Origin of the sequence: Agrobacterium sp. LMR679 (assembly GCF_027157905.1) — a bacterium.
Classification (GTDB): Bacteria; Pseudomonadota; Alphaproteobacteria; order Rhizobiales; family Rhizobiaceae; genus Agrobacterium; species Agrobacterium leguminum.
This window is the reverse complement of record NZ_JAPVOJ010000001.1, coordinates 1187085-1201523: the sequence shown is the minus strand read 5'-3', so window position 1 is coordinate 1201523 and position 14439 is coordinate 1187085. Positions and strand designations below refer to the sequence as shown.

Below are 14439 nucleotides of genomic sequence, written 5' to 3'. Positions count from 1 at the left end.
ATTCGATATCTATCTGACGATCAGATTGGAAGCGCGCGGGAAGCAATGGTCGCTGCAGGTGATCTGTTGTTTACCAGATACAATGGTTCCGCCGATCTCGTGGGCGTAGGAGCCCTATATACTAGCATTCCCCGCTACTATCCTGACAAAATAATCAGGGTGAGGCTTCGCAAAGAACTGCACCCCCATGCCAATTTTGTCGAAATAGCAGTCAACACGGGTGCCAGCAGGAAGCACATTGCGTCCAACATCAAAACTACAGCAGGCCAGCAAGGTCTGTCCGGGGAGTCGTTAAAGGGAACGCCCATTCCCATCCCTCCATCGACCGAGGCATTAGAAATCTCCAAACGGGTGGCACAAGCCCTCACTAGTTTCTCCGATTGTTACACTCTTCTTGAGGCAGGAGAAGCGGACGCGACCCGGCTCCGCCAAGCCATCTTGAAATCGGCCTTCGAAGGGACCCTCGTGCCGCAAGATGCGGCTGACGAGCCGGCTTCCCAATTATTGAGCCGCCTCAAGACGCAAGAGAGTGCCAATTTCAAGCAGATGAACCGCCGCAAAAAGGTATAATCATGTTGTTCGAACCAATGGAACTGGAGCCAATAAAGGCTGGCCAAGAGCGACTGAGTCGGGTTTTCAGCGACGAGTTTGCCTTCTCGATTCCCACCTATCAGCGGCCCTATGCTTGGGAACAAGAGCAGACGCAGGCACTGCTCGATGACATTATGTCCGCCCTGCATGACGCCATCGATACCAAGGAGCCGATCACATACTTCCTCGGCAGCATTGTCTTGATCAAGCAGCCTGGATCGCCGGAGGCCAAGGTGGTCGATGGCCAGCAGCGCTTAACAACTTTGACCATTCTCTTGTCAGTCTTGCGTGACCTCTCATCTCACGACGTTAGCATGAAACGACATAGCTACATCTGCGAAGAGGGCGACCCGGACAAGGGGACGAGGAGCCGTTATCGGCTGACACTCCGCAAGCGCGACGATGAGTTCTTCAGGGAAACAATCCAGATCAGAGGGCAGACGGACAAACTGCCTGACTCCAAGGGGCTGACCGATAGTCGTCTACTCATCGTTGAGAACGCCCGCTACCTCCGGAGACGACTTGAGACACTCTCTGCGGAACAGCGTGACGGCTTGATGGCATTTCTGCTGCAGCGCTGTTACCTCGTCGTGATCGCGGTGTCGAACGTGGACGTCGCGCATAAGGTCTTCACCGTCCTCAACGCACGCGGTCTAGACCTCACCCCAGCAGACATCTTGAAGGCCGATCTCTTGGATCGCGTGCCAGAAGCTGAGGAAAAAAACTATTCCGATACCTGGGAAGCGCTTGAAGAGCAGTTAGGAAGAGAGAGGTTTGCAGAGCTATTCCAACATATTCGCATGATTTACCAGCGCGACAAACCGCGTGAACGCCTTGAAGTCGGCTTTAAACGGTTTGTCACCGACTTCGGAAACTATCAGCACTTCATGAAAAACGTGCTGCAACCGTTCGGCTCTACCTATGCGCTGTTGATGTCGCCGGTCCTTTTCGCTCAGAGATTCGGAGATCCAGCAACAAAACGGCTTAAGTATCTAACGAAGCTCGACAACAATGACTGGCTGCCGGTCGCGCTCAAGTTCTTCGCCCATAACAAACCGGACCCTGCGGAAGCAGGCGACTTCATGCGACGGCTCGAAACGCTCGCCTATTTCCTCTTTGTCACGAGGGCAGACATCAACGAACGCATAAAGCGCTTCGCACTCGTGTTGACGGATCTGCACGAAGGGGCGTGGCGGGATCGATCGATCGTCTTGAGCGAGACCGACAAGGCGTTCTTCAGGCGACAACTCGATGGCCCGATTTATCTCGCAACGAGGGTTCGCCTACCCTTGCTCCTAAGGCTGGATGCTGAGTTATCGTCCGGCGGCGCTACCTACGATCACAGCACGGTATCGGTGGAACACGTGCTCCCACAGAACCCTCAGGCGGACAGCAATTGGTTTTGGGACTTTAGCGACGATGCTATCCGCGAACACTGGACGCACCGCCTTGGAAATTTGATGCTCCTGACCATCCGGAAAAACGCACAGGCGAGCAACTGGGACTTCACCACCAAGAAACAGCGCTATTTTATGGAACATGGCGGGGTGTCCCCATTTGTCATCACGACTCAGGTGCTCGACAAGTCTGAATGGGCGCCGAGTATTCTTGAGGAAAGACAACAATTGCTTCTCAACAAACTCTTCAGCACCTGGGACATTGCCCCGGAGAAAACAGCATGAATTCTCAAACGCTCGTCGCCAAGGTCTGGAATTTCGCGAATGTGCTTCGCGACCAGGGCGTCTCCTATCAAGCCTATATCAGCCAGATATCTTATCTCCTCTTCCTGAAGATGGATGACGAGCGCGTCACGCAGATCGGCGAAGCCTCTATGCTGCCTGAGGGAGCAGCTTGGTCAGATATTCGGGATCTCTCTGGAGAGTCACTGAGTGCGGCCTATAGCAAACTGCTGGAGACCCTGTCGAAACAGGGCGGCATCATCGGTGCGATCTTCCTCAAGGCGCAGAACGAGATCCAGGATCCGGCGAAACTGAAGCGTCTGGTAGGGCTGATCGACAGCGAAACCTGGCTTGGCCTGCCCGTGGACGTCAAAGGCGACATTTACGAGGGCTTGCTTGCCCGCAACGCTGAAGACGTGAAATCAGGCGCCGGCCAATACTTCACACCACGCCCGGTAATCGACGCCATGGTGGAAGTTGTAGACCCAAAGCCGCATCAGACTGTGCATGATCCTGCCTGTGGCACTGCCGGCTTTTTGTTGGCTGCCTGGGAGCATATGAAGAAGCACCCGAAGGCACGCGATCGGGCCGTCTATTCGGCATTGAAGAACAAGTTCTCCGGCGCAGATATCGTGCCCGAAGTGGTTCGGCTTGCTGCCATGAACCTCTATCTGCATGGCATCACTGGCGTGGAGTCGATCGTTGAGGCCAAAGATGCGTTGCTGGGCGCGGGTGGCAAGACCTATGATGTCGTGCTGGCAAACCCACCCTTCGGCAAGAAGCAGAGCTACCGCGTCATCCGCGATGATGGCGAAGTTGACACCGAACGCGAGGATTACGATCGCCAGGATTTCTTTGTCACTACGTCCAACAAGCAGCTGAACTTCCTGCAGCACATCATGACTGTGCTAGCCCCCAACGGCGAGGCCGGCGTTGTGTTGCCCGACAACGTGCTGTTCGAAGGCGGGGCCGGTGAAACCATTCGTCGACGCCTCCTGCAGAATTTCGATTTCCACACGCTGCTGCGCCTGCCGACCGGCATCTTCTACAAGCAGGGGGTCAAGGCCAATGTTCTCTTCTTCGACAAGAAGCCGCCCTCGGAAGAGGCATCGACCAAGGAACTCTGGATCTATGACCTGAGAACCAACAAGCGCTTCACCTTGAAGGAGCGCCCGATGGTTCGCGCCGATCTCGACGACTTCGTGACCAACTACAAAGCCGGACGGCGTCACGAGCGTGCGGAGAGCGAACGGTTCAAGCGTTACCCGCTCGAAGCCTTGCTGGTCCGCGACAAGGTCAATCTCGATATCTTCTGGCTAAAGGACGACAGCCTGGAAGACCCTGCGCTCCTCCCGCCACCAGACGAAGTTGCTGCTGAAGTCGTTGAAAGCCTGGAGCTTGCTCTGGATAAGTTCCGCAACGTGGCGAAGGCGCTCGGAGGACTGAGTGTCTAACTGTCCTGTTGCGGAACGTGTCTGGTTGACTCAGGGGCGCTCACCGGCTGGCTCTGAGCTGTTGGTCGATTCGGACGGCGGAAAGCGAGCGACGCGCGCCGGCGAGTCGTTCTGGCGCTTTTGTGTCTGCGCGCTTAGATCGACCACATTTTGATCCGGATGAATTTTGAGATGCCGAAGAAGCAGAAACGGGATAGCGCATATTACGAAGAGCGACTGAGGGGCGAGTTCCCGGCGATCTACGCAGACCTACAGGCGGGAAAGCACAGGACGATCACCGAGGCCGCAATCGCTGCCGGCTTGAAGAAGTCCCGGACTCGGCTCCACGAATTGAAGAACGCTTGGCAGAAAGCCAGCACACAAGAAAGAGATGAATTCGAAAAGTGGCTGCTGGCTCAATCCGGCGTAAACATGCCGCACCTCAGCCCCGCCGGTGCGACTCTACCCGTTGCAGTTGATCTTCGCCTCCAATCGTGGGCGAAGTCGCGTATCAAAGCGATAATAGCCAGACGTAATTTGCGGATGGGCGATGTCATGGCTGAGTTGGGCGAAAAACGCCTCAACCCCTCCTTAGGGCAAGCTCTTCACAATGGCAGCCGTTTGCGACCGACACTGTTGGCCGCATTGGAAGGATGGCTTGAAAAGAACAAGCATATCTAGAACAGTAGATCGATCTACTAGTTTACGGATATGCACGAACCTGCTCAGCGAGATATTGAAGCGCCCTCTCCGCGTCTGAGGCGAGAGTGTTCTGATACCGCTGAAGAAGGGTATCTGAGCATTCCGTGTAACTCGTCCTAGGTGCTTCTCGCTCGAATGCCCGTTCGATTTCTCTGTCGGCTGTAATCAAATCGATACTTGGAACACGACCGAGGATACCAAGGAGCCGCGTCTTATAGGAAATATGCTCCCCTGCGGGCTTGCCACATTCGATAGAGCCGCGTTTCAGCACGACGTAAGGGACCATCGCATTCGCGTAAGCGGTGTCCAGCGGGCCCGCAACCACCGGAGTGCTCAGTAAGCCGATCAACATGGTGAGCGTCACTCCGGTTCGAGTGAGCATTTTAGCCATTTTTTTGCTGAGCATATGACCCTCCGGAAAATTCGTGATGGAAGTGCCGCACTAAAGGGAAGGGTTCCGTCATAACGAACCGACGATATGGCGCACGAAGATAACGTATTGAAAACCTTCGGAGACGCTTTCTCGGTCAACAGAAATGCCATGCTGCACGAAAAGGTTCCTTTTAATCAAGGGCTTGCCGGGTATCATGCACGGATTAATTGCACCAAAAATTTAGGCGGCAGGCGGAATGAACACCTTGGGATATGCTCGCGTCAGCACCGTGGAACAAAGCCTCGACTTACAAATGTCGGCGCTGAGGGCAGCGGGATGCACCGATGTCCTTACCGATGAAGGATATTCCGGCGCGGACTTTACAAGACCCGGTCTGACGCGCCTGCTTCGAAAGCTTCGGCGCGGAGATAGCATCGTTGTCTGGCGTCTCGACCGTCTGGGGCGCTCTCTATTCGAATTGCTCAAACTCATTCGTGACCTCAATGAGCGCGGGGTGGAATTCCGGTCGTTGAGCGAAAGCTTGGACACTGGCACGCCAGCCGGTCGGCTCTTGCTGCACGTTCTCGCGTCGATGGCCGAGTTCGAGCGGTCGCTGATTAGCGAACGGACGCGGGCTGGTATGGCTGCCGCTCGTGCTCGTGGGAGCCGCATCGGTCGTCGCCCTGCAATGACAGACGATCAGCGCCGGGACGCTCGACAGGCTCTAGCCAGCGGTTCAGCCACCGCCGAGGCCATCGCGAAACAGCATGGAATTCACCCACGGACATTGCTTCGAACTCTCAAGGTCGACGCGCAGCGTCTGGATGCTTCTCATTGACTCAGGGAAGCTCGCTGGCTGGCTACAGCGCACCGGGCAAGGAAATGTTCGTCTCAAAACCGGTGCTCGCTGGTGAGTCTCTATGAAGGTTTTCTGTTCCTGCCGATCTCCTCTAAACCACCGGAAGTCTTGCCATCTGTCAGACGTCAGCTCTTTGTTTACAGGCCGGAGAGTGCTGGAATGTCACGCTACCAATTCTCTCTTATCTTAGAATTAGAAGAATATTTGGTAGCGTGACACGTTTTTGTTTCCAAAATCTGCTCCGGTTAGGAAAAAACCTGCACATCATTGTGTGGGCGCGTACCTGAACCGCTGTCATCTGTTTGAGCGCGCTTTTTGGCTCTACACCGTTGTTGGCGCTTCCGGTCCATCCGTTTGTTGTAATCTCCTGCCGGGTCATCCACTCCGCACTGTTTAGAAGCTTCGCTCAGAACGACATCGCCAAGCTTTTTGCAGCCCTGTCTCTGCGGGCAGGATGAGCACTCCTTCGAGGAAGGGTCATGGGTGTAGTGCATCCCGAAGCAAGTCGGCCAACGCTCCGTAGAATTCGATGAAGTGGTAGTAATCTCTGCTACTGGACCATCACGGAGATCGCTATCAGCGATCGCCAGCGCTCGTTCGAAGACCTCCTCGGTCACAACAGACCTGAAGATTTCAGCCGGAACCTGCTTTCTATCATAGCTGAAAATCTGGATTGCACGGTGAAGCGGCATGCTGACCTCTTGCACGTGTTCAAGGATGAAGCGCCGGAAGTCATCTTGAGCCGGGATTTTTCGATAGTTTTCGATGAGGTAGGAGGGATGTTCGACGCGGGCCAGACCAGCGATCACATGTTCTCTCCACCTGCCAGTTACATATTCCACAAAAAGGTCTGCGGATGCGTCATTGCCATGAAGCTGATTTGGGCGCGGAAATTTCTTTCGCTTATTGCCTCGGCGCAGTGCGAAGTCAAAAGCCGCCTCGATATAGACCGGATAAGTAATCCCAAATTCATCTGCCCTCTGGCGGGCGGCAACAAGATGACTTCTCTCGCGGGCATTAGTTGCAATCGTGCAGAGATGAATGCCGCTGACGTTTTCGACAGATTGGGAATCAACCTCTGCCGCGAATTTCCGACGGAAGATTTCTTGATAGGTTCGAGCAAAGAGCATGTTGGCATCATGCGGGGACATGAACCGGTAATCAAACCACTTCATGCCATAGAGCTGCCGCTCGGCCTGGAGCACCTTGGTCGGATGTTGCTGGATCGTCTCGATGAGGGAGCCGACCCGCAATTGTTCGGGAGATTTCGGTGTTTTAGTCATAGCTCATCCTTCACGCCACTATGGCGAGTTAAGCGGGTTTCTTTTTTTGATGAGCAGCCGGCAGCTCGTTTCAGCATATAGCGGAATCGTCGGCGGACTCTCAAAAAATGTTCAAAAAAATCAGAGGTGGCCAGGCGGAGCTTTTTCGCCGGACAAGCAAATCAAAAAAAGCGTTCTCATCCACCGCTCGATAGTTTGGGGTAACTAAGGATGCCGAAAACGAGCAAAAAACACGAAATCGGGCGTTTCGCGTCAACTTAGCGTAAAGGTAGCGGAAACGAGTATCTTATTGTCCCTAAGAAACCCGTTGCCAGCCGTGCCTGCTATTCCGGTCGATCTCTGGCGGTTCCGCCGCGTCTGAAGCCGCGTATTTGTCAAAAGGTAAATCTCCGGCTACTCGGAGGAGAGGTGGTTTGGGACCCCGAGATACGGTGGCGACCCAAACCATCCCATTCAGTCGAGACGATTTCTCCTAGGACTTCACATCCTCCGGCGCACTATACGCAGAGCAACGGCTCAAATGCAGATTGTAGATCAATCTACCCGAGACGCGCTACGAGATCGTCAGCGGCGAGGTGCGTGTATCTTCTCAGCATCCGCAGCTCTTTGTGCCCGCTCACGCTGCTGACCTCGATCACGTTCAGCCCACGCTCGAACAAGCGGCTGACGCCCTCGTGACGGAGATCATGGAAGCGCAACCCGCTTATTCCAGCGCGCACCAGCAACCTGCGCCATGCCTGCTCCAACGTCCCAGCGCGCATTGGAAACACCATAGATTTATCTGCGCTTGGATGCTCCTTCCAAGCTGTCAGCGTATCGAATGCTCGCTGCGACAAAGGAACGTCACGACCGGAACCGTTCTTGGTCATAGCCAGAGAGAGCACACGGCGATTGTGTGAGAAATAACTCCACTTCAGTCCGAGAAGCTCGCCACGGCGCATCCCGGTCTCGACTGCTACTATCAACAACGTGCGCAGAAAAGGTATTTTTCCGACATCGCAACCTTCAAGCAGCCGCCGTTCTTCGTCGGGAGCAAGACGACGGCTGCGCTCATTGCGGATCACCGGACGACGAACCAGCTTCACAACATTCTTTGCGAGCGGCAGCCCCCAATCGCGGATGGCGACCTCAAGGACGTGGCTTAGGATCGCTAATTCGCGGACAGCGGTAGATGGAGCTACCGACTGAAGCCGCTCGTCACGAAAGGACGCAATATCCTGTTGGCTCAGGCCGATCATCGTCCGATAGGCGAGATCATGGCGGCGAAGCACGTCGATCCGCTGTATCTCTTGGACAGCACCACGCTTCAGAGGCGAGACTTCGCGCTGGTATCGTTCAAGAAGCTGTCCGAGCGTGGTGGATTCAAGGATTTTCGTGTCAGGAGCAGCTCCGAACCTGTCGACCTGCGCTTCGAGCTCGCGTGCCCACTTTTCAGCTTCGAGCTTAGTGTCGAAGCTCTTGCAGCGAGACTTCATACCGCGCCGTCGCACCTGTGCTTGCCAGCGTCCTCTCAGTTTTCTGATTGTTGCCATCATGATCTCCAAACGATTTCGAAAATCAAGCGTAGGATGCCCCGACGAGCGGGCCAAGGGCGCTATGAGGCACACTCTGTAAGGGCGTGTTATATCGAATTTCTGGGGAGGATTTGAAATTTAGAGATTTCTAAGACGTCTACTGGTTGCAGTAGATTACGGGCGTGGTAGATGTAGATCTATAGTTGTCAGAAGACGTCTATCTACCATCCGAATAATTGATAACGAAGAGTTAGAAAATAATGCTTTCTAGGGATATGTCCAATTGGGTGAATATAGAAGAAACTCGAGGTCTTCTGTTTTTTGTTCAAAGATTAGAAGAGTTAACATTTCCATATTCTCTCGATAGCTACAAATCTCCTACAATGTCTATACAAGGGCTTCTCCGGGAGTGTCTATCTATAATCAAAGAATCCAAAGCGGTCGACGATCAACACATTGATAAATCTATGAGCTCGCTCGCGCACATTGTGGAAGAGATAAGATTTCGCTTGAAAGGCAACTTCATAGCGAAATCCATCTCTTCGTTAGATCTCGATAATTTGATATCGCCACGGCATGAAAAAGAAAGAATAGACGACGTCGCGCGTCGCTTTGAAATAGCATACGCCGAATTGAACAACCAAGAATATTTTCATGAACTCGTTGCCTCGATAATTGTTGTTACTGTTGACGCCAAGAAGAAAGAAAAGATGGACTTCCTAGCGCGTGAATATGTTTCTTTTCTACAATGGAGAGGAGTATCGAGGGATCATATACAAAAAACATTGGTCGATTTTTTTCTGGGAAGGTGGTGAAATATCTTCAGTCGCGCAGTTTAAGGATTTTTGCAAGGAAGTTTACCCTCATAATCATACATTTAAAGTTATTTTTGGAATTAATAAAGTAATAGCGTCTATTGATGAAAGAACGTTGCAAAGATCTTCTGCGTTTGTCCTCGATGAAGATCATATGCCGGAATATGAAGGCTTCTCTGAAGAATTTATCGAAGAAGTTAAAAGATTTAAATCGAAGGTTGGCCTATCTAATCTTTGCATGGTGTTGGTGACTGCGACGGATTATAATTCTGCTGTAGTTAGCGCTAAGTCGTCTCTCGAGGGAGTCTATAATTTCTTTCGGGTTTTTAGTCATAAAGACGAGATGCAGATTTCGAACATCGCTCTGGTGGAACAAAATTGCTGCGAGGGTGATTTCAAGACTATTCCTTCTGTAAGCAACACGATGCACTACATCCGAGATATGCGCAAAGGCGAGGCTAAAAGCGTTATGTCTCGATATTCCGAGAATATATCATTAGACGTTGGTCCGGATTCCAATAAGTTCCAAAATATAGTCAATATTCATGGGATGAGTCTTAGCGTATCAAGCTACGACATCCAGCTCGTCAATATGTGGACATGCTTGGAAACGATAACGCCATCAGATAACAGTGGATCTAAAATTAGCAACGTTGTCGGTAAAGTTGTCCCCGTGCTTTTGCTTGGATATTTAAACAGGATAACAACACATTTGTTCTTCGATATAATTCGATGGAATAGGAGAGTGTTAACAAATATTATAAAAAATATGCCTGATCAGGGTTCTGAACTGGACATAAAATCAAAGTTTATCCATTTACTTTCTGGCGATCTGAATGCCGATTCTCGGTTGGAGCTTTTCGCAAAATGTGATGATTTTGAACTTCTTAAGAACCGCATTTCCTCGGTTTCAAACATACTTTCAAATAAAAATGCTGCCATTGAGAAGATTTCATCACATGAAAAGCTCGTCCAGTGGCAAATATATAGAATTTATCGTTCTAGAAATAGTATTGTCCACTCTGGAGAGAGTCCAGAATACACGCGATATCTCGTGGAGAACGCTCATGATTTTTTCGACCAAGCACTTTTGTTTTGTCTAGAGCTCTCTGCGTGGAAGCCAGGTTTCCGCACATTTCTTTCTTGTTTTGACTACGCCGAAGCGCAATACCGAGCCTACCTGAAATCGCTTAAACAAGACGACCATCCTAAGATTGTTTGGCAACTGCCGCGATATCGTGACAACTCAATTGTGTTCGGCGATGATTGAAGACATTCGTTTCGCCACGGGAATCTGTAAAGTTTTCCGGTATGTTGAAGGCTGAGTCTCTTTTGCAGATTCGTCGTGCCGACGGTGTGGCGCTTGTCACATCGATTGATACACGCTGAGAATTAGTAGAGCTAGCTTGGATGTAGGGGGGATATGGAAATAACTTTGCAGCCCCAACGATTACAACGTGGCGGAGAGGGTGGGATTCGAACCCACGATACCCTTGCAGGTATGCCGCATTTCGAGTGCGGTGCATTCGACCACTCTGCCACCTCTCCGCATGCGCGAACGCTTGCGTTGCGCGCTCCTCTTAAACATCAATGGCGTGACTGACAAGGGGAATTTCGTGTTTGTGTCACAAATTATTCGTCATGAGTGAGGCTGGGGAAATGCATCGGCTTCTGGCCGTTTTCGCAGATATTTTTAAGTGACGCGCACGATCCGCAGCGGTGCGCGCCACATTCGGTACCAGCGTCAGATCCGTTGATAACGCCGCAAGATTTCCAGGATTTTTTCATCCTGCGCGTTATCCGGCAGAAGGGCCGGTTGGCGGCTGGCGCCGACGGATGGGTCCTGGAGATAAAGCGAACGTTTGACCATGGCCGGCGCGAAACCGAGGGCGTAGAGATCGGTGCGGAAGTCGGCGTAGATCGCCTGCTGACGTTCGGCCTCGGTGATGTCGCCGGCGTTGAAAGCATTGAGAATGCCGGCCAGCACATCCGGCAGCGCGTTGCCGAGGCCGGAAATGCAGCCTGCCGCGCCGTTCTGCAACGACCAGAGAACCAGGTGATCCGGACCGGAATAAACCTCGAAGCCGGGCATCTCCTTTGCCACCTGAAGATAGGCTTCGAGCGTCTGCTGCGCGCCGCCGGAATCCTTGATGCCGGCGATATTGCCATGGGTGGCGAGTTTGCGGGCGGTTTCCGGCTCTATGTGGTTCTGGGTGCGGGCGGGAATATCATAGAGATAGACTGGCGTTTCGACGGCGTCAGCCACTGTCGAGAAATGGCGGATCAACCCATCCTGCGTGCAGGCGATGAAGAAGGGCGTGATGACGGCGATGCCATCGACGCCGATGCGGTCGAAGGCTTTGGCAAGTTGCAGGGTTTCGAATGTGGCGGGCATGCCCGCATTCACGATCACCTTGGCACGGCCTGCAACTTCGTCCACCACCTCTTCCGTCAGCCGGATTTTTTCCTCATGCGTCAGCGCGGTAAAATCGCCATTGGTGCCGGCGCACATGATGTTGTTGCCGGCCGCCACCTGGCGGCGCACCTGTGCGCGGGTTGCCTCATAGTTGATGGTTTCGTCCTCGTTGAAACAGGTAACGAGCGCGACGAAAGCTTGTTTGCTCATGAAAGAACTCCGCTTGAATTTCCGAGGGCGTCGCCGGCGACGGCCGGATGACGCTGAGATTGCATATCGGGGTCGGGATCGAGGCTCGCGGATAGAAGGGCACGGGTATAGGCCTCGCGCGGCGCTTCGAACACCTGCCGGACCGTGCCGAATTCCACGACCTCTCCCCGCTGCATGACCATGACGTGATCAGCAAAATCCCGAACCACCGGCAAATCATGCGCGATGAAGATGAAGGAGAGGCCCATTTCGCGGCGCAGCTTGTCCAGCAGCGCAATAACCTGCGCCTGAACCGAAACATCGAGCGCCGAGACCGCCTCGTCGCAGATGATGAGCTTCGGCTCCAGCGCCAATGCGCGGGCAATGGCGATCCGCTGCCGCTGACCGCCGGAGAACTGGTGCGGATAACGGCGCATATGTTCCGGCGAGAGACCCACCTGATGCAGCAATTCCGCAACCCGCTCACGCCATCTTGCCTTGGGCAATATCTCCGGATGGATGACCCAGGCCTCGGAAATCAGCTGGAACACCGTCATGCGCGGATTGAGCGACTGGGTGGGGTCCTGAAACACCATCTGCAGATCACGCCGGAGCGCGAAGAGTTCGGCAGGCGAAAGCTTGAAGAGATCACGGCCCTTCCACAAGGCGCTGCCCGCATCCGGCTCGTCCAGCCGCAAGAGAATACGCGCCAGCGTCGATTTGCCGGAACCGCTTTCGCCGACGACCGCGATGGTTTCGCCTTCCATGAGGTCGAAGGAAACGCCCTTCAGCGCCTCGAAGGCGCCGTAACGCTTGCGCACATCACGCACGCTGAGCAGCGCTTCGCCCACCGCGTGCGGCTCGTGCATGTCGCCCCTGCCAGGTGCTGCGCTGATGAGCTTGCGGGTATAGGGGTGCTGCGGATTGCGATAGACCTCGCGAACCGTGCCAGCCTCGACCAGAACGCCCTTTTCCATCACCACCACCCGGTCGGCGATTTCGGCGACGACGCCGAGATCGTGGGTGATGATGAGCACGGCCATGCCGGTTTCCCGCTGCAATTCCTTGAGCAGCGAAAGCACCTCGGCCTGCACCGTCACGTCAAGCGCGGTGGTCGGCTCATCGGCGATCAGGAGATCGGGCCGAAGAGCCAGCGCCATGGCGATCATCACGCGCTGGCGCTGGCCGCCGGAAAATTCATGCGGATATTTCTTCAAGGCCCCGTCCGGGTCGGGAATGCCGACGCGGGCGATCAGCCGCCTCGCCTCCGCTTCGGCCCTTGCCTTGTCCATGCCGTGGGTGGTCATCGCCTCACGGATCTGCCAACCGACGGTATAGACGGGATTGAGGTGGCTGAGCGGGTCCTGAAAAATCATGGCGATGCGTCGGCCGTTGATCTCGCGGCGCGCCTCGGCCGGCATGGTCAGAAGGTCCTGGCCATCGAGCAATATCTGGCCGCTGCTGATATGTCCGGGCGGCATGTCGATGAGGTTCATGATGGCCGAGGACGATACCGACTTGCCCGAGCCGCTTTCGCCAAGGATGGCCAGCGTTTCGCCACGGTCGATATGGTAGGAGACATCCTTCACCGCATGGACGATACCGCTTGCGGTGTGGAACTCCACGGAAAGGTTGCGCACGTCGAGAAGATGGTCAGCCATGCTTGCGGCCTTTCATTTCCAGCCGCCAGCGCTGCACGGGATCGAGCGCGATGCGCAGCCAGTTGGAAAGCAGGTTGAGCGACAGGGTGGTGAGAATGATGGCAAGTCCCGGCCAGAAGGACAGCCACCAGGCATTGGTGAGATATTGCCGTCCCTGCGAAATCATCAGGCCCCAGGTGATTTCCGGCGGCTGAATGCCGATGCCGAGGAAGGACAGCGCGCTTTCCGCCAGCATCACATAGGCGAAATCGAGCGTGGCGAGCGTCGTCAGCGTCGGCAACACCACAGGCAGGATGTGGCGGAACAGGATGCGCTTGCCGGAGGCGCCCATCACGCGCGCCGCCTGCACGAACATGCGTTCGCGCACCTCCAGCACCTCCGCCCTCGTGGTGCGGATGTAAACGGGAATGCGGGTGATGGCGAGAACCAGCATCAGGTTGAGGATGGAGGAGCCGAGCAGATAAAGCACGATGACCGCGATCAAGAGCGACGGGAACGACATGATCACATCCGCAAGCCGCATGATGATCTGGCCGACACGGTTGGAGGAAAAACCGGCGATCAGCCCGAGCACGGTGCCGGTGATGGCGGAAAGAAGCACCGCGCCGGCGGCGATCATCATCGTATTTTGCGTGGCGGCGACAATGCGCGCGAGAAGCGAACGGCCGAGCGCATCCGCCCCCAGCCAGAAATACCACTCGCGCTGCCAGTCGAACGGGGCGAGGTTGCGCCCGCGCAGGTTCTGTTTCGTCGCCAGATCGCCAAGCCAGGCCGGGCCGACAAAAGCGAGGATAACGACAATGACGAGGAAGATCGCGGCGCAGAGCGCGAATTTATCCGCCCACAACATGCGCAGCATGCGTGTGGCGAAGGATGGCTCGGCGATGATCTCGGTGTCGGCGCTGGAAAGGCTCATGGCTGAAC

At 54.4% G+C, this 14439-nt stretch carries 12 protein-coding genes and 1 tRNA gene; 6 read left to right on the top strand and 7 right to left on the bottom strand.

What is annotated here, in order from left to right; all coding sequences use genetic code 11:
- The first annotated feature begins 45 nt into the window (after nt 1-45).
- The 4 genes from O3W47_RS05530 (at nt 46) to O3W47_RS05515 (ending at nt 4384) form a co-directional block, all read left to right on the top strand.
- Nucleotides 46-570, top strand: a complete 525-nt coding sequence (locus O3W47_RS05530; RefSeq protein WP_269313178.1) for a hypothetical protein — start codon at nt 46-48, stop codon at nt 568-570.
- A gap of 2 nt (nt 571-572) precedes the next feature.
- On the top strand, nt 573-2273 hold the full coding sequence (locus O3W47_RS05525; protein WP_269313177.1) for a DUF262 domain-containing protein: 1701 nt from the start codon (nt 573-575) through the stop codon (nt 2271-2273).
- On the top strand, nt 2270-3724 hold the full coding sequence (locus O3W47_RS05520) for a type I restriction-modification system subunit M (protein ID WP_269313176.1): 1455 nt from the start codon (nt 2270-2272) through the stop codon (nt 3722-3724). Before O3W47_RS05525 ends, O3W47_RS05520 begins: the two co-directional genes overlap by 4 nt.
- 171 nt (nt 3725-3895) lie before the next feature.
- A complete protein-coding gene (locus O3W47_RS05515; protein ID WP_269313175.1) occupies nt 3896-4384 on the top strand; it encodes a hypothetical protein in 489 nt (162 codons plus the stop codon).
- Between the two features lie 22 nt (nt 4385-4406).
- Here the strand turns inward: O3W47_RS05515 and O3W47_RS05510 are convergent, their stop codons facing one another.
- Nucleotides 4407-4811, bottom strand: a complete 405-nt coding sequence (locus tag O3W47_RS05510; RefSeq protein ID WP_269313174.1) for a hypothetical protein — start codon at nt 4809-4811, stop codon at nt 4407-4409.
- 223 nt (nt 4812-5034) lie between these two features.
- Between O3W47_RS05510 and O3W47_RS05505 the strand changes: the two genes are divergently transcribed.
- On the top strand, nt 5035-5616 hold the full coding sequence (locus O3W47_RS05505; RefSeq protein WP_269313173.1) for a recombinase family protein: 582 nt from the start codon (nt 5035-5037) through the stop codon (nt 5614-5616).
- A 266-nt stretch (nt 5617-5882) separates the two neighbouring features.
- Here O3W47_RS05505 and O3W47_RS05500 read toward each other — a convergent pair whose 3' ends face one another.
- A complete protein-coding gene (locus O3W47_RS05500; RefSeq protein ID WP_269313172.1) occupies nt 5883-6920 on the bottom strand; it encodes a hypothetical protein in 1038 nt (345 codons plus the stop codon).
- Between the two features lie 539 nt (nt 6921-7459).
- Nucleotides 7460-8452, bottom strand: a complete 993-nt coding sequence (locus tag O3W47_RS05495; protein WP_269313171.1) for a site-specific integrase — start codon at nt 8450-8452, stop codon at nt 7460-7462.
- Nucleotides 8453-9160: 708 nt separating this feature from the next.
- On the opposite strand from O3W47_RS05495, the gene O3W47_RS05490 reads away from it, so the two are divergent.
- Entirely contained in the window at nt 9161-10519 is a 1359-nt protein-coding gene (locus O3W47_RS05490; RefSeq protein ID WP_269313170.1) for a hypothetical protein, read from the top strand.
- 188 nt (nt 10520-10707) lie between these two features.
- Here the strand turns inward: O3W47_RS05490 and O3W47_RS05485 are convergent.
- From O3W47_RS05485 to O3W47_RS05470, 4 genes are all read right to left on the bottom strand, one after another.
- Nucleotides 10708-10797: transfer RNA gene (locus tag O3W47_RS05485), tRNA-Ser, on the bottom strand.
- 196 nt (nt 10798-10993) lie between these two features.
- Nucleotides 10994-11875, bottom strand: a complete 882-nt coding sequence (locus O3W47_RS05480) for a dihydrodipicolinate synthase family protein (RefSeq protein WP_269313169.1) — start codon at nt 11873-11875, stop codon at nt 10994-10996.
- Entirely contained in the window at nt 11872-13515 is a 1644-nt protein-coding gene (locus tag O3W47_RS05475; RefSeq protein ID WP_269313168.1) for an ABC transporter ATP-binding protein, read from the bottom strand. Before O3W47_RS05475 ends, O3W47_RS05480 begins: the two co-directional genes overlap by 4 nt.
- Nucleotides 13508-14431 (bottom strand): ABC transporter permease, encoded by a 924-nt coding sequence (locus O3W47_RS05470; RefSeq protein ID WP_080819582.1) that lies wholly within the window; start codon nt 14429-14431, stop codon nt 13508-13510. The genes O3W47_RS05475 and O3W47_RS05470 overlap by 8 nt, the downstream gene beginning before the upstream one ends.
- Nucleotides 14432-14439: the final 8 nt, after the last annotated feature.